The organism is Mesorhizobium sp. M0074 (assembly GCF_040322975.1).
In the GTDB taxonomy this organism is placed as follows: Bacteria; Pseudomonadota; Alphaproteobacteria; order Rhizobiales; family Rhizobiaceae; genus Mesorhizobium.
In genome coordinates this window covers 91,278-109,298 of the sequence record NZ_JAMYUM010000020.1, presented here as the reverse complement: position 1 = coordinate 109,298, position 18,021 = coordinate 91,278, and the positions used below count along the sequence as shown (strand labels likewise).

Below are 18,021 nucleotides of genomic sequence, written 5' to 3'. Positions count from 1 at the left end.
TGGCGCTATTTCGGCTGGTCGGGAGCTGCTAGCGGCGCAGGCTGCGGCGCTGCCGGCTCAGGGGTTTTGCTGGCGACCTTTGGGTCGGCTTTGCCGCCCGCGGCGGGCGCGGCAGCGGTGGCCGGCGCGGCTTTGGGCGCGGACGTTGCAAAGGCATCGCCGACAATACCGCCGCGGATGATCATCGGGCTTCCGTCGAAGCCATGGTTCGGCTGGCTCGGGATCGCCGCGACCTTTTCATCGGCGACGTTTTCATTGACGTCAGGCAACTTCTCGCCGAGCGCGACGATCGACGGTGTTTTCGCCCGTTCGAGCGCGCCGGCACTTACAACCGAAGGCGTCGCCGTCGTTTGCCCGAGAAAAACCAGCGACGAGGCCTGTGCCGTGCCGGCCATAAACGCCAAACCAAGCGCTCCAAGGATACGCATCGAAAGCATGATAATTCCCCTTGCCCAACAAGACGGCACCCTAGCCGAGGGCAGTTGATGCCGGCTTGCGGGGAAACATAGCATTTTAGCGATTTGCGATTCGCCAATGCCTGGGCTTGCTCGCCCGGCGTCAGCGTATTAGGCACCCGCATCCGTGAGGTGACGACAGTGGCTGAAATTCGTGCCGTCGGCGAGGCGATGGAAAGGGCGTTGGCGCTGCTCGAGAGCGGCGATGTCGTCGCCATCCCGACCGAGACCGTTTATGGGCTGGCCGGCGACGCGACCAATGGCGTTGCCGTGGCTCGTATCTTCGAAGCCAAGGGCCGACCTCGCTTCAACCCGCTGATCGCCCATATAGCCGATCCGGCGATGGCCGAGCGCATCGCGCTGTTCGACCCGCTGTCGGAAAGATTGGCGCAGGCATTCTGGCCGGGGCCGCTGACGTTGGTGCTGCCGCAACGGCCCGGCAACGGCATTCATCCGCTGGTCACCGCCGGCCTGGAAACGATCGCGCTGCGCATGCCGAAAGGCTTTGGCGGCGAGCTGATCGCCAGGTTCGGCCGCGCGCTGGCGGCGCCCAGCGCCAATTCCTCGGGCAGGATCAGCGCCACGACGGCCGAAGCCGTGGCCGCCGATCTCGGTCCCCGGATCAAGCTTGTGGTCGACGGCGGCGCGACGCCGGTCGGGCTGGAATCGACCATCGTCAAGGTCGAAGCTGGAAAGCTGCGGCTGCTGCGGCCGGGCGGCATTGCCGCCGAAGAGATCGAAGCGGTGGCCGGGACAAAGTTGCTGCGCGGCGCTTCGGGCATCGAGGCGCCCGGCATGCTCGCCTCGCACTATGCGCCAGGTGCGGCAGTGCGGCTCGATGCTGCGGAGGTCGCACCGGGCGAAGCCTTGCTGGCCTTCGGCCGCCGCCGTGCCGAAGGCTGGCGCGATGCAGCCGCCCTGCGCAACTTGTCGGAGACCGGCGACCTACGCGAGGCGGCAAGCAATCTCTTCGCCCATCTGCAGGATCTCGATGGCAGTGGCGCCAAAACCATCGCCGTCGAGCCGATCCCGTTCGAAGGGCTGGGCGAGGCGATCAACGACCGGCTTTCGCGCGCCGCCGCCCCGCGTGACAAGATCGAACGAGCACCATAGTTTCCACCCATGAACGACATTTCCCCCGATCTCGACCCCGCCGTCGTCGCGCGCTTTGCGGCAATCGTCGGCGACAAATATGCGCTGCGCGACCAGCAGGACATCGCGCCTTACCTCACCGAGCGGCGCGGACTTTGGCACGGCAGGACGGCTTTGGTGCTGAGACCGGGGAACGTCGAGGAGGTCAGCAGCATCATGCGGCTGGCGACCGAAACCGGCACGCCCATCGTGCCGCAAAGCGGCAACACCGGGCTGGTCGGCGCCCAGGTGCCGGACGCATCCGGCCGCGAGATCGTGCTGTCACTGTCGCGGCTGAACCGCATCCGCGAGATCGATACACTGTCCAACACGGTGACGGTCGAAACCGGCGTCATCCTGCAGACGCTGCAGGAAGCGGCCGATGCCGCCGACCGGCTGTTTCCGCTGTCGCTTGCCGCGCAAGGCTCCTGCCAGATCGGCGGCAATCTCTCGTCCAACGCCGGCGGCACCGGCGTGCTTGCCTACGGCAATGCGCGCGAGCTCTGCCTCGGCGTCGAAGTGGTGCTGCCGACCGGTGAAGTGTTCGACGATCTGCGCAAGCTGAAAAAGGACAATACCGGCTACGATCTGAAGAACCTGTTCGTCGGCGCCGAGGGTACGCTCGGCATCATCACCGCCGCCGTGCTCAAGCTGTTCCCCAAGCCCAAGGGGCGCGAGGTGGCGTTTGCCGGCCTGTCATCGCCGGAGGCGGCACTGTCGCTGTTCAGCCTGGCGATGGATCGTGCAGGGGCAGCGCTCACCGCCTTCGAGCTGATCGGCCAGAGGCCCTACGACTTCACGCTTGCCCACGCACAAGGCGTGGTGCGGCCGCTGGCCGGCGATTGGCCGTGGTATGTGCTGATGCAGATATCGTCGGGCCGTTCGGCCGACGATGCCAGGGCCCTGATCGAGGAGGTGCTTTCGGCAGGCCTCGAGCAAGGGATCGTCGGCGATGCGGTAATCGCGGCAAGCATTGCCCAGGGCGATGCGTTCTGGAATTTCCGCGAGGTGCTGCCCGAGGCGCAGAAGCCGGAAGGTGCCTCGATCAAGCACGACATCTCGGTGCCGGTGGCGTCAATCCCGCCCTTCATTGAAAAGGCCGCCGGCGCCGTGCAATCGGTCAGTCCCGGCGCGCGCGTCGTCTGCTTCGGCCACATGGGCGACGGCAATCTGCACTATAACATCTCCCGGCCGGTCGACGGCGATGACGAGGCGTTTCTCGGCCTTTACCACGTCATGAACAAGGCCGTGCACGACGTCGTGCGCGCGTTTCATGGCTCGATCTCAGCCGAGCACGGCATCGGCCAGTTGAAGCGGGACGAATTGATCGCGACGGCGCCGCCGATGGCGATCGAGCTGATGCGCAGGGTGAAGGCCGCGTTCGACCCGGCCGGCATCATGAATCCGGGTAAGGTTATCTGATCCTTTCGCCGGCCTGCGCCGGTTCGCATTCCGATAACCATCTGCCCCGGATCAGCAAAATTTAACCGACTTTCTTAAGCGCGAGGATAAGAAGCCCGCGCTAATGTTTCTCCACAAACGAGGCTGGGAAAACCGGCCCGGAGAACCGGAAACACCGGCTCTCAGGAGAAACAGGAAAGGCACGATATGAACACTGGACTGAAGCCAGTCTGGGCCGGCCGCAATATGCGTCTCGACCCATTCCGCCTGCCGCAGGTGGTGAGCTACGCCACGCGCGACGACTATGGCGACGTCACCTTCACCATCGACCAGCGCGGCGCGGTTATCCGCCGCACGCTGGAGATGAGCGGCGTGCCGGCGATCATCGCTCTGCCCGCCAACGCGTTTCGCGGCGTCGCCGCCCGCGCCATGGAGGATCCGGATGGCAATGTCACAGTGACGCTTGAGCTTCTGCACAATGACCCGATGCTGTCGGTGCCGCTGCTGGTGGCCGACGATCTCGACGATGTCGCCGCTGACTGGCGCGCCTGGGCCGATGCCTACCGCCTGCCGATGCTGCTGATCGAGGCCGACGGCATTGCCCGCACGCTCGAAGAATCGCTCGGCGCTGCTATCAAGGCGCTGCCGGCGCAGGAGCGCCGCAAGGGTCGCGTCTCGACCATGCGCCGCCCGCGCTTCCTCGCCCGCCGCCGCGCCGGCGATCTCGGCCTCAGGCTGGTCATCGGCGGCGAGGAGCTCATTTCGCGGGAATAGCATGGGCTTGGCGGGCTTGCGCCGCCCTTCTTTCCTTCTCCCCTTGTGGGAGAAGGTGGCCGAGCGAAGCTCGGTCGGATGAGGGGTGTTCCAGGGAACGCCAACGCCTCATTTCTTCCAACACCCCTCAACCGTCTTGGCGCTACGCGCCAATCCACCTTCTCCCACAAGGGGAGAAGGGAACAGGCCGCTAAACCAGCGGCTTCAGCGCCACCCAAACCGCGCCGCCGATCAGGCCGAGGAAGATCAGCCAGCCGACCTGGTTGTTCGATCTGAACAGCCTCAGGCACTGGTCCGGATCGTCGATGTCGAGCACGGCGATCTGCCGTGCCATATGCGCGCCGGCGGCGATCAGCCCGGCGAGTGCAGGCACCGGTGCCTGTGCCGAGGCGAAAGCAATGGCGAAGCAGACCAGCGCTCCGCCATAAAGTCCGGCCAGCCAGGCTTTGGTGTTGTCGCCGAACAGGCGCGCCGTCGAGCGCACACCGACGATGGCGTCGTCTTCCTTGTCCTGATGCGCATAGATCGTGTCGTAGCCGATCACCCACAGGATCGAGCCGATATAGAGCATGATTGCCGGCCCATCGAGATCGCCGAACTCGACCGCCCATCCCATCAGCGCTCCCCAGGAAAAGGCAAGGCCGAGAACGAGTTGCGGCCAATTGGTGTACCGCTTCATGAATGGGTAGACGGCGACGATGCCCAGCGAGCCGATGCCGAGCGAGATGGCGAAGCTGTTGAACTGCAAAAGCACGGCAAGGCCGCCCAGTGCCTGCACGACAACAAACATCCAGGCCTGCCGGCGCGTGACCTTGCCGGCCGGCAGCGGCCGCGAGCGCGTGCGTTCCACCTGGTTGTCGATGTCCTCGTCGACCAGGTCATTGTAGGTGCAGCCGGCACCGCGCATGGCGAACGCGCCAAGAAAAAACAGCAGCAGATACCAAGGCGACGGCAGCAGCGAGAGCAGCGGATCCGCCGGACGCGGATAGGCGCTCGCGGCAAGGGCAGCCGACCACCAGCATGGCCACAGCAGCAATTGCCAGCCGATCGGCCGGTCCCACCGGGCAAGCTGCGCATAGGGCCACAACCCCCGCGGCAGCACGCGATAGACCCAGTGGCCGCTCGGCGCATCGGCGACGCGGCCCTGGGCCGCTTTCGACTGGACGGTTTCCATTTTGCTGGAGTGGCAGCAGAGGCGAATGCCGTCAAGCGTCAAGCAGCCCCCGCACGCTCGCCACGCGCAATCGGCGCTTCGGCAGCCAAATGTCTTGACCCGTCGCGCGCGGCGCAATAGCGCAGTCCTGGTCTTGGAATGACGAGGAATCTGGGCATGCGTGTTTTGCTGATCGGCTCCGGCGGACGAGAGCATGCGCTGGCCTGGAAGATCGCGGCGTCGCCGCTGCTGACCAAACTCTACGCGGCGCCCGGCAATCCGGGCATCGGCCACGAAGCCGAACTGGTGAGGGTCGATATTGCGGATCACGCAGCGGTGGTCCGGTTTTGCCGCGAGAATGAAATAGACCTCGTCGTGGTCGGGCCGGAAGGGCCGCTGGTCGCCGGCATTGCCAACGACCTGCGGGCCGAGGGCATCCGCGTCTTCGGCCCGTCAAAAGCGGCGGCACGGCTGGAAGGATCAAAGGGTTTCACCAAGGATCTCTGCGCCAGATACGGCATCCCGACCGCCGCCTATGGCCGCTTCGGCGATCTGGCTTCGGCCAAGGCCTATGTCGAGAAGACGGGTGCGCCGATCGTCATCAAGGCCGACGGCCTCGCTGCCGGCAAGGGCGTCACCGTCGCCATGACGCTTGACCAGGCGCTGGCCGCGCTCGAGGCCTGTTTCGACGGCTCCTTCGGCCAGGCCGGGGCGGAAGTGGTGGTCGAGGAGTTTCTCGTCGGTGAAGAAGCAAGTTTCTTCTGCCTGTGCGACGGCACCACCGCGCTGCCCTTCGGTACCGCGCAGGACCATAAGCGCCTCAGTGACGGCGACACCGGCCCGAACACCGGCGGCATGGGCGCCTATTCGCCGGCCCCGGTGATGACGCCGGAGATGATCGACCGAACCATGCGCGAGATCGTCGAGCCGACCATGCGCGGCATGGCTGAAACAGGCGCGCCGTTTTCCGGCGTGCTGTTCGCCGGGCTGATGATCACTGACAGCGGGCCGAAGCTGATCGAATACAACACCCGTTTCGGCGACCCGGAATGCCAGGTGCTGATGCTGCGGCTGAAGGACGATCTGCTCGTCCTGCTCAACGCAGCCGCCGACGGCCAGCTGGCGCATACTTCGGTGCGCTGGCGCGACGAGGCGGCGCTCACCGTGGTGATGGCAGCCAGGGGCTATCCCGGCACGCCGGAAAAGGGCTCGGTCATCCGCGGCGTCGAGGCAGCGGCAGGCGACGGCGTCGAGATCTTTCACGCCGGCACCGCCATCAACGGCGGCGCACTCGTCGCCAATGGCGGTCGCGTGCTCAACATCACGGCGACCGGCCGCACCGTCGGCGAGGCGCAGAAGAAGGCCTACGCCGCGCTAGACCGGATCGACTGGCCGCAAGGCTTTTGCCGCCGCGACATTGGCTGGCTGGCGGTGGCGCGCGAGCAGGCGAACTGATGCTTCGGGCGGGCCTTCGGCCTCAGCGCAAGCCGTGATCGAATTCGGTCGAGACGCTGCTGACCGCATCGGCGGTGGAGACAAATCCTGGCACCGATGCCGCACGCTTTTCGTTTCGCGTCCAGGCGACATATTCGGCAATCCCGCGCGGAAGGCCCGGCGCCGCTTTCGCCGCAGGCATTTGAAAGCCGCTGCTGAACCTGGCTAGGCGCGCCCTGAATACCGCGACCATCTCCTCGAAGCTTGCTGGCGTCACGCTAGCGTAAGCGATGGTGCCGCCGGCGAGCCCGGCTTCGCGTGAGAGCGGCACCGGTATCGAGGTGAGATAATCCGGCTGCACGTCGATCAGGCCGCCGAACGGCCACTGCGCGCGCAATTCCGTGGCGTTCATCGGCGCGACGCTGACGTCGATATCGTTGGGTGTGCCCGCGACCCTGTAAGGGCAGCGGAACCGGCCGCAATTTGCTCGCGCCGAAAACTGCCAGAGCGCATAACCCTGCCAGTTGCCCATCGGAAAATGCACGTCGATGTCGGGCTTGTAGCGCGCATACCACAGCGGCAGCCGCGACAGCAGCTGGTATTTGTATCTGTTGTCGGCGATGTGCCGGGCGGTCGTTCCATTGGTGTAGAGCACCGGAAAGCGGCCGAGCCGCCGATGCACCTGGCGGACGAATTCTTCGGCGTCGTTCAGCGACATCCACTGCGCCGGGTCGTCGTCCTCGATGTCGAGGGCAAGCAGGTCGTCCGGCCCGGGTTCGGCGAACTCGATGAAATGATTGGCCTGGCCGACCGGGTTGCCGGGGCGGGCGAGGTGATAGGCGCCCCATTTCAAGCCAAGCGCCTTGGCCACAACCTTGCGCGTCTGGAACAGCTCACGCGCCACCGCATGGCGCTTCCAAAGCGTCTTGCACAGCCGCGTCTCGGTCTCGTCGCCGAAACAGAAATAGGGTGGCGGCATTCCGTCGGATGCCTTGTTGATGAAGCCGACAAGACGCTTGTCGGTGGCAAGCCTGGTCCAGTCGATGGAATTGTATTCGTAGGCGTCGACGACCAGCGCCCTGTCGGCATCCTTCCACGGTTCGGAGAAATCCGAGGCCTTTGCCGGCGTCAGCATCAGGGTCATTGCGGCCGCGACAAGGAGAAGCGCTGAGCGGACAAGGGGGCGCGCCGGCGTTTTCAAACAGCAGATCCTTGCTGGCCAAAGCCAAATCCTGAACCGCCATGGTTAAGGAAATGCTTCGGGTGCCGAGTGGGCGAGTTGGAGCGCTGGCGAAGCGATCCTTGGTGCTCCTCAAGAGCAAAGCGATGGTTGCGATTGTCAGCCAAATAGCTTCAACGCTGTTGCTATGGGCAGGAACAGTGATGCCGGGCGGCTCTGAAACGAGGTGAAGCCATGCCTGCGATAATACGCGACCGCCTGGTCATCCTTGGCGTCGACAATCAACGCGAAGGCTGCTGGGGCAGCGCTGACGCTACGTCGTAGCGCATCCACGATCAGCGCCGACCCGACCCGCCGCCGCTGGTATCCGGCATCGACGGCCAGCCTGCCGACCAATATCGCGGGCAGAACCGGGTAGCGTGGCAGATGTTTTGTCTGTTCGTCAGGCAAGGACGCGATCGGTATGCTCGACGCCGCCAAAGTGTAATATCCGGCGATCGCGCCGCCATCGCGATCCACGGCAACGAAGCAATTGCCGACTCGGCGTTTGACATCCTGGCTGGCTTGCTCCCGAATGTAGCGGTCGAGCGCCGGTACCCCGCAGCTGAACGCCTTGCGATCATGCGATCCGCCGAGCGGTTCGATAATGACGGCGAAAGTCACCGGGTTTCGACGACCAGCCGTTTGTGGGCGTCGGCAGCCTTGCGCAGTGCCTCATTAGGCTCGGGCGGATTGAGAATCGCCTCCATCATGGCGCGCTGATCTTCGACGGAGATACGCATGATGGTGGTGTTCTCGATAGTACGCTGCGCCGCCTCTTGAGCGGCGGCGACCACGAAGTCGCTGACGCTGCGGCCCTGGATTTCGGCGGCACGTTTCACCACGTCCAGCATATCCGGCGAAATACGGGCTTCGAGACGGGCGGTGCGGGTCTGTTGGTTTGGCATTATCGTCACCCCTGATGCTGCCTTGTACGGGAACTAGCCGTACAAATCAAGTGCGTCGTCCGGCTCTAAGTAATTTTGCATACGAGCCAGCAATTGCAAAATCCGCGTGACAAAGTTTGACGTTTACGTAAAAAGAAGATGGACAGGGAACTCCGAAAGCAGATGATTTTGCATCGGCACAGGTCTTAAGTAGACCTGCCAGACTGGGGAGGGCCAGACTGGGGAGGGCCGGGCTGAGGAGGAGCGAACGCCATGTATCGGGCACCGGTCGAGGAGATCGCCTTCACCCTGAAGCATGTCGCCGGCTTGAAGCCGGCGCTCGATGCCGGCAATTTTGGCGAACTCGGCGAGGACCTTGTCGACGCCATTCTGGCCGAGGCCGGCCGCTTCGCCAGCGAGGAGGTGGCGCCGCTCTACACGGTCGGCGACCAGCACGGCGCGGTGCTCAACGGCGCTGCCGTCACTACCCCGCCCGGCTGGAAGGAACTTTATCGCCGCTGGATCGGCGGCGGCTGGAATGCGCTGTCCGCGCCGGAAGCGTATGGCGGCCAGGCGCTGCCGGCCATGCTCGGCGTCGCCGCGCTCGAAATGTGGAACTCCGCCTCGATGGCGTTCGGCATCGCCCCGACGCTGACCATGGCCGCGGTCGAAGCACTCGACAAGCATGGCTCGCAGGCACTCAAGGTCAAATATCTGGAAAAACTAGTCTGCGGCGAATGGATGGGCACCATGAACCTGACCGAGCCGCAGGCAGGCTCGGACCTGAATGCCTTGCGAACCCGCGCCGAACCGGCCGGCGACGGCACCTACCGCATCTTCGGGCAAAAGATATTCATCACCTATGGCGAGCACGATTTCACCGACAACATCATCCATCTGGTGCTGGCGCGGCTGCCGAACGCGCCGGCCGGCACGCGCGGCCTGTCTTTGTTCCTGGTGCCGAAATTCCTCGTTGGAGACGATGGCGCGCTGGGCAGGCGCAACGACGTCTTCTGCTCCGGGCTGGAGCACAAACTGGGCATCCACGCTTCGCCGACCTGCACGATGATTTATGGCGATGGCTTCGAAGGCAGCAGGCCCGGCGCGATCGGCTGGCTGGTCGGCGAGGAGAACAAGGGCCTCGCCTGCATGTTCACCATGATGAACAATGCGCGCCTTGCCGTCGGCTTGCAGGGCGTCGCGGTCGCCGAGGCGGCGACGCAGAAGGCGCTCGCCTATGCAAACGACCGCCGGCAAGGCAAAGCGGCGAGCTATCGCGGTGCCGGCATGGCGCCGATCGTGCATCACCCCGACATCCAGCGCAGTCTTCTGACCATGAAGGCGCTGACCCAGATTGCCCGTGCCATCTGCTATTCCTGCGCCCACGCCATCGATCTCGCGTCACAGACCGAAAATGCAAAGCACTGGCAGGAGCGCGCCAATCTGTTGACGCCGCTGGCCAAGGCCTTTTCGACCGATGTCGGCGTCGAGGTCGCCTCGCTTGGGCTGCAGGTGCATGGCGGCATGGGGTTCATCGAGGAGACAGGGGCCGCAGCACTTTATCGCGACGCGCGCATCGCGCCCATTTACGAAGGCACCAATGGCATCCAGGCGATCGATCTGGTGACGCGCAAGCTGCCGCTCGGCGGCGGCCGGCATGTGCATGGCTACATCGCCGAACTCAAGGCCGTCGCCGATGCGGTGCGAGCGTCGAACCTTGAAGGCTTCGGCCGCACCGCCGATCGCCTCGACCAGGCGCTCGACGACCTGTCACAGGCGAGCCGATTCCTGCAAGACCTGCAAGCCGAAGGCCGATCGGACGAGGCGCTGGCCGGCGCCACACCCTATCTCAGGCTGATCTCGCTTGCCGCAGGCGGCGCCTATCTGGCGCGCGGCGCGCTTGCCGACCAAAACCGCATCGCGCTTTGCCGGTTCTTCGCCGAGAACCTGCTTGGCGAAGTGGGCGCGCTGAAGGAGCGCGTCGTCGGCGGCGCCGACAGCCTTGCCGTTGCCGGCAAGGCGCTGATTTCAGCCTGACGTTCGCAACGCCCGAAATTCACCAAGGCCCGAAATTCACAAAGGACCAATCCGTGACAGACCACATCCTCGTCGAACGCCAGGGTGCCATCCAGATCATCCGCATGAACCGTCCGGACAAGAAGAACGCCCTGACCCGCGCCATGTACGCGACGATGTCGGCGGCTCTTGCCGGCGGCGACGCCGATCCGGCGATCCGCGTCCATGTCTTTCTCGGCGTGCCCGGTGCCTTCTCGTCCGGTAACGACCTTGCCGATTTCATGGTCGTCGCCTCGGGCGGCGAAAGCGGTACCGAAGTCTGGGATTTCCTGATGGCGCTGGCCAAAGCGGAGAAGCCGATGGTTTCCGGCGTCGACGGCATTGCGGTCGGTATCGGCACCACGCTCAACCTGCATTGCGACCTGACCTTCGCCACGCCGCGCACAATATTCCGGACGCCCTTCGTCGATCTCGGCCTTGTGCCGGAGGCCGGTTCGAGCCTGCTCGCGCCGCAGATCCTCGGCCGCCAAGGCGCCTTCGCGCTGCTTGGCCTCGGCGAGGGCTTTTCGGCCGAGAGGGCGAAGGCCGCCGGGCTGATCTACGAGGTGGTCGAGGAGAGGGAACTCGAAGCATCGGTATTGGCGGCGGCGGGCCAGATCGCCGCCAAGCCGCCGCAAGCGCTGAAGATCGCGCGCGACCTGATGCGCGGCTCGCGCGACGCCCTTGTCGAGCGCATCGGCCAGGAAAGCCAGCATTTCCGCGAGCGGCTCAAATCCGACGAGGCCCGCGCAGCCTTGACGGCCTTCATGACCAGGAAGAAGGCCTAGACCTTCTGGCCTTGTCTCGCACCGTGGACCCGCCGGCAGCAACCGGCGGGTTTTCTTGCCATGATCTCTTTGTCACATCGCCATTTTTTTACATTCGGCCTGGGCCTTTGGCGAAGACGTGTCGATCATGAATGTCTTGCCTTTGGCGTCGGTCATCAACATCATGCAATGCTTGATCGGTTTCGCCATTTTCATCATTTCGGCGCTCATCTTCGCGTCGGGCATCATGGTGCCCATATGCCCATCGGGCATGATCGCCATGACCTCCCCACCCTTCATCACCGTCATTGTCCCCATCGCGTCCTCCGCAAAGGCTTGCGAAGCGAAAAGGCAGGCAAGACCGGCCATCGTGACCAACCTGAGTGAATGCATTGCTTCCTCCTGAATTTGCGCCAGCGGCGCGTTGAGCCCTTCCCTGGTTCGTTCCGGCAAGCTGGAACGTTTCACGCACACGAGATCGTGATAGTGGGAATTGGAAATCCGGCAGAAGCGGCCCGGCCTTGGCCGCCTTCATGACCAGGAAGAAGGGCTGAAAAAATGGGCGCCGGTGCGGAAGCTGCCGATGTCCCCCTTGTGGGGGAGATCGGCGCTCCACCGTCGTGCCCTACGGATAAAGCCTCACCTTGTCCCAACCGCCCTCGGCGTTGCGCGAAAACACCACACGGTCGTGCAGCCGGAACGGACGGTCGTGCCAGAACTCGATGGTCTGCGGCACGATGCGGAAGCCTGACCAGTGTTTTGGCCGCGGGATCTCGCCGATCGCATGGCGCGCCGTATATTCGGCGACCGCCTTTTCCAGCGCGAAGCGGCTCTCCAGCGGCCGCGACTGTTTGGAGGCCCAGGCACCGATCCGGCTGCCGCGCGGACGCGTCGCGTAATAGGCGTCGGCTTCGGCGTCGGTGACGATCTCCACCGGGCCGCGCGCTCGCACCTGCCGGCGCAGCGATTTCCAGTGGAAGCACATCGCCGCTTTCATGCTGCCAAGAATCTCACGGCCCTTGGCGCTCTCGAAGTTCGTGTAGAAGACAAAGCCGCCCTCGTCGAAGCCCTTAAGCAGCACCATACGGACATTCGGCATGCCTTCGGCATCAACGGTCGCCAGCGCCACGCTGTTGGGGTCGTTGATCTCGCTCTTCGTCGCGTCGTCGAGCCACGCCGCAAAGAGCCGGAACGGCTCCGCCGCCTCGGTAAAGTCACCGCTTGTTAACCCGGTTTCGCTCATAGTTTTCCCAAATTTGTCGCCGGCTGGGGAGATTGCCGATTGTCGCGTATCGCGCAAGCTTTTGACAGTGGGCAATGGAGCGTTATCGCTTCGGCCAGCGCCAAAGCCATGATCGTGACAATCATCCTGCCGCTTGCCGCCTGTGGCGGCGGCGGCTTCAGCCTGGAGCAGGCGGAGGTCGACCGCTCGATACTGACCTCGAGCACGCCGGCCTCAGTCACGCCGCTCGATCAGGACCGCGCTTCCGACCAGGCCACGATCCGCAATGCCGTGTCCTCCGCCGACGTCGAGCAACTGGCCGGGCAGGCCGTTCCCTGGGCGAATGCCGACACCGGCTCGCGCGGCTCCATCACCGAGCTGGCGGAATTCAGGGCTAACGGCGAGACATGTCGTCGCTTCACCGCATCGCGCGAAAGCTTCGACGGCGTCGCACTGTTCAAAGGCGAAATATGCCTGGCCGGCGGCAGCATCTGGCGCATACAGGACTTCAAGGCGCTCTGATTTTCCGCCGGCGACATGGTGGTAAGCCACTGGAATTCCTTCCTATGCGAGCGCATATAGGAGGCGATCATGGAACCACTCCTTCTCCAGGGCAGTAAGCATGCGCGACCCCTATGAGGTGCTGGGCGTTGCCAAGAACGCATCGGCCAAGGACATAAAATCCGCATACCGGAAGCTCGCCAAGAAGTATCATCCGGACCAGAATCCGGATGATCCCAAGGCGAAGGACCGTTTTGCCGCCGCCAACCAGGCTTACGAGATCGTCGGCGACGAGAAGAACCGGGCGGCATTCGATCGCGGCGAGATCGACGCCGATGGCAAACAGCGTTTCCAGGGTTTCGAAGGCGCGGCTGGCGGCGCCGATCCTTTCGCCGGTTTCCGCCGGCAGCAAGGGCCGGGCGGCGCGCATTTCGAATTCCGCATGGGCCGTCCCGGCGGTGACCCGTTCGACGGCAACAGCGACATCTTCAGCCAGATCTTCGGCGATGCTTTCACCCAGCAGCGCGGCGCCGGCACCGGCGGCCGCCGTCAGGCCCCGACCGCCGCCGATCTCAACGTGACGCTGGACGTCACCATCGAGGAAGCCGCCACCGCGGAGAAGGTGACGGCGATGTTCCCCGACGGCCGCAAGATGGCGGTCAAGTTGCCGGCCTATGTCGAGGACGGTCAGACCATCCGGTTGAAAGGCCAGGGTGAGCAAGGACCGGGGCAGCCGGGCGATGCGCTGGTCAAGATCCGTTTCCGCCGGCACCCGCGCTACCGCGTCGAGGGCCGCGACCTGCATGTCGACCTGCCGGTGGAACTGGCCGATGCGGTGCATGGCGCCAAGGTGGCGGTCGAAACCCCGACCGGCAGGATCGCGGTCAACGTCCCCCCTTGGTCGAGCTCGGACAAGGTTCTGCGGCTGAAGGGCAGGGGCCTACCGGAAAAGGCCGGCGGTCACGGCGACCTCTACGCACACGTGCGGCTGATGCTGCCGGAAGGCGGCGACGCCGAGCTCGAGGCGCTGATGCGCCGGCGAAAGGGCTGACGGTCGAAAGGCCAGCGCTTGATACCATGTGTGAAAAGCGGGCACTCCGGGGGGGCATGCCCGCGACCATACGGATCACAATGGAAAGGGAACCTCGTTGATGGCCTGGGAAACTGATGGCTGCAAACCTAGGCGCACAGGAACATCATAGAGCCTGCCGCCGCCCAACCGGGGCTTGGTAGGACGAAGTCCAGGTACAAACACTCGTGCAACAGGCGATTCGGCGTTGTGCGTCAGGTTGACCGCGAAGATCTCAAGTTCCTGCTCGTGGCAGATGTCGAGGCAATAGTTCCAATCCAGTCGCAACTCGGCCGACGAGGCCTGAACTGCTGAATTGCCGGAAAGGTGAGGAAGGCGATGAATGTTCTCGTCCATGTGCCACCGATAGAGGTGCAGCGCGCCGGGGGTGAAGGCCGCCGTGCCGGACGTATCGGCGTTCCGTTTGAGCAGGGTAAGGTTCGCCTCACATTCTGCAAGTTCCCCCACCGCGCGCCGGGCCGCCTCCGACATGGATCGTCCGGCCGCAAATCCGAACGCAATCGCGCCACCCCCGACGTGATGAGAAATTGCAGCGACAATGGGGATGGGCAGGTCAAGCGTCAGGAGCAGAAGCCGCAATTCGCGGTTCTGCGTCAGCAGCCAATCGGCGTACTGGGACGCCAGTCCATCCGACAGCGAAGTCAGGTCTATCCGAGGCAGAACCAGCCGATTGTACCACCATATGGCTGTTGCATCGCGCTCCACGACTTCGCAGAAGCCGCGCACGACCGCGTCCTCTATGCTCGATCCCCTCGCAAGACCATTGGAGTCCGCCGGGGGCAGACCTGATGACTCATCGTTGGGATACCCGAGAAAGCACAATCCCGCAGGCACCCAGGCCTCGCTCGTGCTGAAGCGCGGATCGCTCCGGATCCAGTCCAGTGGCTGCGACCTGCGCCAGCGGATCGGGACCGCGCGGCTATCATCGACGTTTTTGTTCCAATGCAGCCGCTCGCAATACTGCGCATCACTGAAAAGTGTGAGTGCAGGCGGCTCGATCACGCGCCCGCGCAATTCGCCGGCGCGGGCGCGTGAGAGTCGCTCATGAGGGATCATCTGGGCGAAATAGGTTTCATCGGCCTCATACCCGCAGGCGGTTACCGCCTCCTGGGTGGTGTTGCCCCACCCTGACACAAAACGAGAAGGTCTGGCCCCTCGGACGGGGCCGACCGCGACCGTGATCGGGCATCTGAGCGTGGGATCGGTGATCACGATGGGGCCGTAAACCAGGCTTGACCCGCCGGCCCCTGCCTCGGACGCCCGCCGCTCCGGCATTATGGACCCTTCACCCAAGCACGGCCCTCACATGTTCAATCCTCTACAGTATCGGCACCAATTGCTCATTCGCACGCTGACACGCACTGGAGTATGATGCAAACTCCTGCGAGACGCTTTGATATCGTCAAGCCGACGTCGAACATAATATAACCCGCCGAGGGAGAGAATGAACGCGGGCGACAGCAATCTTCAGCGACGTCTGACGGCTATCCTGGCTGCTGACATGGTCGGTTACTCGTCGCTGATGGCCCGCGACGAAGAGCGCACCTTCGCGCTCGTCAAACATCTCATGCAGGACGAAATAGAGCCTAGGATCACGCAGCACCGGGGACGGGTTGTGAGAACGACCGGAGACGGGATGCTCGCCGAGTTTCCAAGCGCTTTCGGAGCCGTGCAGTCAGCAGTGGAAGTCCAGGAACTGCTTGTCGGCCAGTCTTCGGGGAAGGCCAGCCAGGAAATTTTTCTCCGGATTGGGATCAACTTCGGTGATATTATTGTCGATACCGATGGCGATGTGTTTGGAGATACCGTCAACATAGCCGCGCGCCTGGAACAGTTCGCCAGCCCGGGCGGTATCTGCCTTTCCGGAAAGGTACACGACGAAGTTCGCGACAAATTTAATCTTCCGTTTGAATATTGCGGCGAACAGCATCTCAAGAACATTCCACGCCCGATTCCCGTATACTCGTTGTTCCAAAAGCCCAAAGGGCTGCCACCTGCATCGACTGCGCAGGTGGCTGGTCCGAGCAAGCCCTCCATCCTCGTTCGCCCGTTCAAGAGCGCGGGCGACGTCCAACCCTATTTCAGTGGCGGCTTCACCGAAGACATCGTCACGGAATTGACGCGCTTTACTCAGCTTACGGTTGCGTCCCATTATACGTCGACGCGGCTCAAGGATGTGGACCTGGTCGCGGATAACGGCGTGGATTTCGTCATCGAAGGCGGGATCCGCCGCATGGGCCGGCGGATGCGCATTACATGCGAGCTGGTCGACGCAACCTCGGGTGAGTGCTTGTGGGCCGAGCGCTACGACGGGGACGAGCAGGACATCTTCGATGTCCAGGACGAACTGATCGGGAAGATCGTCGGGACCGTTATCGGCCGTCTTACGGCCGCAGGCGCCGAGAAGGCGCGGCGTAAACCACCTGCCAATCTCGCGGCCTATGAGTGCGTGCTCCGGGGCAATGCCCTGCCCCTGGGCGACATCGCGGCCGAAATGGAGGCTCGACAGTGGTATCAGCGAGCGATCGAGCTCGATCCATCCTACGGGCGCGCGTACGCAAAGCTCGCCCACTATAAGCAGCTTGAATGGTTTCGTGACATGGGGCCGTCGGATGCGGTGCTTGCCGAGGCTTATGACATCGCCAAAAAAGCGGTGGCGCTTTCCCCCAATGATCCAGTCTGCCTGAACATACTGGGCTGGGTGCTCCTCCACCGTCGTGATTTCGACGTCGCATCTCAGCTATACGCACGCGCGCTCGAACTCAATCCGCACGATCCCGAGCAGGTCTCCTATCAAGGGACTTATCAAACATTTGCCGGCGAGCCCCAAAGTGCCTTGGACTGGTTCGAACGGGCGCGAGTGCTCGATCCCCTGTACGAGCCTTCATGGTATTGGCCGTTCCGCGGTCTTGCCCATTTCATTGCCCACCGTCCGGATAAGGCAGTTGTCGATCTGGGCCGCTCGTCCACCATGCCGACCTGGGTTAAGGTCTATCTGGCCGCAGCGAACGCCCTACTTGGCCGAAGCCAAGAGGCGAAGAGCTACACGTTGCTGGTTCTGCGTGGCGCACCGGAGTTCTCCCGGCGGCGGTTCGCCGCCAAGGAACCTTACAAGCTGGACGGAGACCGCAACACGCTGCTCAACGGCATGCGGGAAGCGGGATTGCCCGAGTAGGGACTGGCGACTATCTGCAGCCAAAGAGCACGGCCGTGGCGAGCTCGTCATGGTAGTGCCTGCCCTGGGCGTATTTGTGATAGTCGTGGAGATAATCGATCAGATCGCTGCGGGTCAGGACCCCCCTCGGCACCTGGGGCACCACCACGTTGATCAAGTTCGGTTCGTCCACGTGAACTTCGACAGACACTCCCGTTTCCACGATGTCTTCCAGCACCAATTTGAGATCACGCTTCAGGTCCGCATACGCGGCAGCATTCGGGATCGCGTCGCCCCCGTCGAGAGGGTCATCCTCGTATTTTATGGCCTGACCATTCAGATCTTCTATCGTCAGCGTCTGCGAATGTGGCGCTGTTCCGGCGGCGGCGGTCCGGACCCTGATGTTGCCGATGGCACGGCCTGCTTCCGGCCGAAGTCTGATAGTATCACCGACGGCGAAAATCTGCCGATCAATGGTAATTGTTAGGGGATCTGTTGAATCCATGGACAAGATACGTGACGAGGCCGGCAAAAGCTTGAGCCAGGCCCCTACGATCGCTGCTCCGATCTCTTGGACTTGCCGACCTGGCTTCAATTCTGCCCTGGGCATCGCCGAGGCTCCCCTCCGAGGTCAATGCAAATAGCCTAAACGCATTTTGCATCTGTCGCAAGCAATGCGCAGGCGGCATGCTCGCATCGACTCGATGTTTTCATGGACAGAAAGCCGTATTGGGAGCATTCTGATCCTCGCGGTATCAGTAACGACAGCCGGAGGGTG

Annotated in this window: 18 protein-coding genes; 9 read left to right on the top strand and 9 right to left on the bottom strand. The window is 63.5% G+C overall.

Annotation, left to right across the window (positions count from 1 at the left end; all coding sequences use genetic code 11):
- Positions 1–5: 5 nt before the first annotated feature.
- Positions 6–437 carry a hypothetical protein gene (locus NKJ73_RS24775; protein ID WP_352571413.1) on the bottom strand — a complete coding sequence of 144 codons (432 nt, stop codon included), beginning with the start codon at positions 435–437 and terminating at the stop codon, positions 6–8.
- A 159-nt stretch (positions 438–596) separates the two neighbouring features.
- Between NKJ73_RS24775 and NKJ73_RS24770 the strand changes: the two genes are divergently transcribed.
- From NKJ73_RS24770 to NKJ73_RS24760, 3 genes are all read left to right on the top strand, one after another.
- Positions 597–1,568, top strand: a complete 972-nt coding sequence (locus NKJ73_RS24770; RefSeq protein WP_352571412.1) for an L-threonylcarbamoyladenylate synthase — start codon at positions 597–599, stop codon at positions 1,566–1,568.
- A 9-nt stretch (positions 1,569–1,577) separates the two neighbouring features.
- A complete protein-coding gene (locus NKJ73_RS24765) occupies positions 1,578–3,008 on the top strand; it encodes an FAD-binding oxidoreductase (protein WP_352571411.1) in 1,431 nt (476 codons plus the stop codon).
- Between the two features lie 186 nt (positions 3,009–3,194).
- Entirely contained in the window at positions 3,195–3,761 is a 567-nt protein-coding gene (locus NKJ73_RS24760; protein ID WP_352571410.1) for a DUF6101 family protein, read from the top strand.
- 190 nt (positions 3,762–3,951) lie between these two features.
- Here NKJ73_RS24760 and ubiA read toward each other — a convergent pair whose 3' ends face one another.
- Positions 3,952–4,935, bottom strand: coding sequence for a 4-hydroxybenzoate octaprenyltransferase (ubiA, locus tag NKJ73_RS24755; protein WP_352571409.1), 984 nt, complete (start codon positions 4,933–4,935; stop codon positions 3,952–3,954).
- 156 nt (positions 4,936–5,091) lie between these two features.
- Here ubiA and purD point away from each other — a divergent pair, with 156 nt between their 5' ends.
- Positions 5,092–6,369 (top strand): phosphoribosylamine--glycine ligase, encoded by a 1,278-nt coding sequence (gene purD / locus NKJ73_RS24750; RefSeq protein WP_352571408.1) that lies wholly within the window; start codon positions 5,092–5,094, stop codon positions 6,367–6,369.
- 22 nt (positions 6,370–6,391) lie between these two features.
- Here the strand turns inward: purD and NKJ73_RS24745 are convergent, their stop codons facing one another.
- The 3 genes from NKJ73_RS24745 to NKJ73_RS24735 all read right to left on the bottom strand — a co-directional run bounded on the left by NKJ73_RS24745 (position 6,392) and on the right by NKJ73_RS24735 (position 8,475).
- Positions 6,392–7,492, bottom strand: coding sequence for a glycoside hydrolase family 25 protein (locus tag NKJ73_RS24745; RefSeq protein ID WP_352571407.1), 1,101 nt, complete (start codon positions 7,490–7,492; stop codon positions 6,392–6,394).
- Between the two features lie 195 nt (positions 7,493–7,687).
- The gene (locus NKJ73_RS24740; RefSeq protein ID WP_352571406.1) at positions 7,688–8,191 is read right to left on the bottom strand and encodes a GNAT family N-acetyltransferase; all 504 of its coding nucleotides are present in this window, start codon (positions 8,189–8,191) and stop codon (positions 7,688–7,690) included.
- A complete protein-coding gene (locus NKJ73_RS24735) occupies positions 8,188–8,475 on the bottom strand; it encodes a type II toxin-antitoxin system TacA family antitoxin (RefSeq protein ID WP_352463862.1) in 288 nt (95 codons plus the stop codon). The genes NKJ73_RS24740 and NKJ73_RS24735 overlap by 4 nt, the downstream gene beginning before the upstream one ends.
- A gap of 252 nt (positions 8,476–8,727) precedes the next feature.
- On the opposite strand from NKJ73_RS24735, the gene NKJ73_RS24730 reads away from it, so the two are divergent.
- Both NKJ73_RS24730 and NKJ73_RS24725 read left to right on the top strand, forming a co-directional pair.
- Complete coding sequence (locus NKJ73_RS24730) at positions 8,728–10,491, top strand: acyl-CoA dehydrogenase family protein (RefSeq protein WP_352571405.1); 1,764 nt, start codon at positions 8,728–8,730, stop codon at positions 10,489–10,491.
- Positions 10,492–10,544: 53 nt separating this feature from the next.
- Positions 10,545–11,297: a crotonase/enoyl-CoA hydratase family protein gene (locus NKJ73_RS24725; RefSeq protein ID WP_352571404.1), complete on the top strand. Its 753-nt coding sequence runs from the start codon at positions 10,545–10,547 to the stop codon at positions 11,295–11,297.
- Between the two features lie 72 nt (positions 11,298–11,369).
- Here NKJ73_RS24725 and NKJ73_RS24720 read toward each other — a convergent pair whose 3' ends face one another.
- Positions 11,370–11,645, bottom strand: a complete 276-nt coding sequence (locus NKJ73_RS24720; RefSeq protein WP_352571403.1) for a hypothetical protein — start codon at positions 11,643–11,645, stop codon at positions 11,370–11,372.
- A 256-nt stretch (positions 11,646–11,901) separates the two neighbouring features.
- Positions 11,902–12,519, bottom strand: a complete 618-nt coding sequence (gene pdxH, locus NKJ73_RS24715; RefSeq protein WP_352449910.1) for a pyridoxamine 5'-phosphate oxidase — start codon at positions 12,517–12,519, stop codon at positions 11,902–11,904.
- 39 nt (positions 12,520–12,558) lie between these two features.
- Between pdxH and NKJ73_RS24710 the strand changes: the two genes are divergently transcribed.
- Together NKJ73_RS24710 and NKJ73_RS24705 are read left to right on the top strand one after the other, a co-directional pair.
- Entirely contained in the window at positions 12,559–13,020 is a 462-nt protein-coding gene (locus tag NKJ73_RS24710; RefSeq protein WP_352571402.1) for an RT0821/Lpp0805 family surface protein, read from the top strand.
- A gap of 100 nt (positions 13,021–13,120) precedes the next feature.
- The gene (locus NKJ73_RS24705; protein WP_352571401.1) at positions 13,121–14,050 is read left to right on the top strand and encodes a DnaJ C-terminal domain-containing protein; all 930 of its coding nucleotides are present in this window, start codon (positions 13,121–13,123) and stop codon (positions 14,048–14,050) included.
- Positions 14,051–14,125: 75 nt separating this feature from the next.
- Here the strand turns inward: NKJ73_RS24705 and NKJ73_RS24700 are convergent, their stop codons facing one another.
- Positions 14,126–15,364: a YcaO-like family protein gene (locus NKJ73_RS24700; RefSeq protein WP_352571400.1), complete on the bottom strand. Its 1,239-nt coding sequence runs from the start codon at positions 15,362–15,364 to the stop codon at positions 14,126–14,128.
- 169 nt (positions 15,365–15,533) lie between these two features.
- On the opposite strand from NKJ73_RS24700, the gene NKJ73_RS24695 reads away from it, so the two are divergent.
- A complete protein-coding gene (locus NKJ73_RS24695; RefSeq protein ID WP_352571399.1) occupies positions 15,534–17,264 on the top strand; it encodes an adenylate/guanylate cyclase domain-containing protein in 1,731 nt (576 codons plus the stop codon).
- Positions 17,265–17,274: 10 nt separating this feature from the next.
- On the opposite strand, the gene NKJ73_RS24690 is transcribed toward NKJ73_RS24695, so the two are convergent.
- A complete protein-coding gene (locus tag NKJ73_RS24690; RefSeq protein ID WP_352571398.1) occupies positions 17,275–17,853 on the bottom strand; it encodes a hypothetical protein in 579 nt (192 codons plus the stop codon).
- Between the last annotated feature and the right edge of the window lie 168 nt (positions 17,854–18,021).

Bases quoted from the DNA above. Each gene is read 5' to 3' on its own strand.
- NKJ73_RS24695 (WP_352571399.1), top strand. From the start codon at position 15,534: ATGAACGCGGGCGACAGCAATCTTCAGCGACGTCTGACGGCTATCCTG.
- purD (WP_352571408.1), top strand. From the start codon at position 5,092: ATGCGTGTTTTGCTGATCGGCTCCGGCGGACGAGAGCATGCGCTGGCC.
- NKJ73_RS24765 (WP_352571411.1), top strand. From the start codon at position 1,578: ATGAACGACATTTCCCCCGATCTCGACCCCGCCGTCGTCGCGCGCTTT.
- NKJ73_RS24745 (WP_352571407.1), bottom strand. From the start codon at position 7,492: ATGACCCTGATGCTGACGCCGGCAAAGGCCTCGGATTTCTCCGAACCG.
- pdxH (WP_352449910.1), bottom strand. From the start codon at position 12,519: ATGAGCGAAACCGGGTTAACAAGCGGTGACTTTACCGAGGCGGCGGAG.
- ubiA (WP_352571409.1), bottom strand. From the start codon at position 4,935: ATGGAAACCGTCCAGTCGAAAGCGGCCCAGGGCCGCGTCGCCGATGCG.
- NKJ73_RS24760 (WP_352571410.1), top strand. From the start codon at position 3,195: ATGAACACTGGACTGAAGCCAGTCTGGGCCGGCCGCAATATGCGTCTC.
- NKJ73_RS24775 (WP_352571413.1), bottom strand. From the start codon at position 437: ATGCTTTCGATGCGTATCCTTGGAGCGCTTGGTTTGGCGTTTATGGCC.
- NKJ73_RS24705 (WP_352571401.1), top strand. From the start codon at position 13,121: ATGCGCGACCCCTATGAGGTGCTGGGCGTTGCCAAGAACGCATCGGCC.
- NKJ73_RS24730 (WP_352571405.1), top strand. From the start codon at position 8,728: ATGTATCGGGCACCGGTCGAGGAGATCGCCTTCACCCTGAAGCATGTC.
- NKJ73_RS24735 (WP_352463862.1), bottom strand. From the start codon at position 8,475: ATGCCAAACCAACAGACCCGCACCGCCCGTCTCGAAGCCCGTATTTCG.
- NKJ73_RS24690 (WP_352571398.1), bottom strand. From the start codon at position 17,853: ATGCCCAGGGCAGAATTGAAGCCAGGTCGGCAAGTCCAAGAGATCGGA.
- NKJ73_RS24700 (WP_352571400.1), bottom strand. From the start codon at position 15,364: ATGCCGGAGCGGCGGGCGTCCGAGGCAGGGGCCGGCGGGTCAAGCCTG.
- NKJ73_RS24720 (WP_352571403.1), bottom strand. From the start codon at position 11,645: ATGGCCGGTCTTGCCTGCCTTTTCGCTTCGCAAGCCTTTGCGGAGGAC.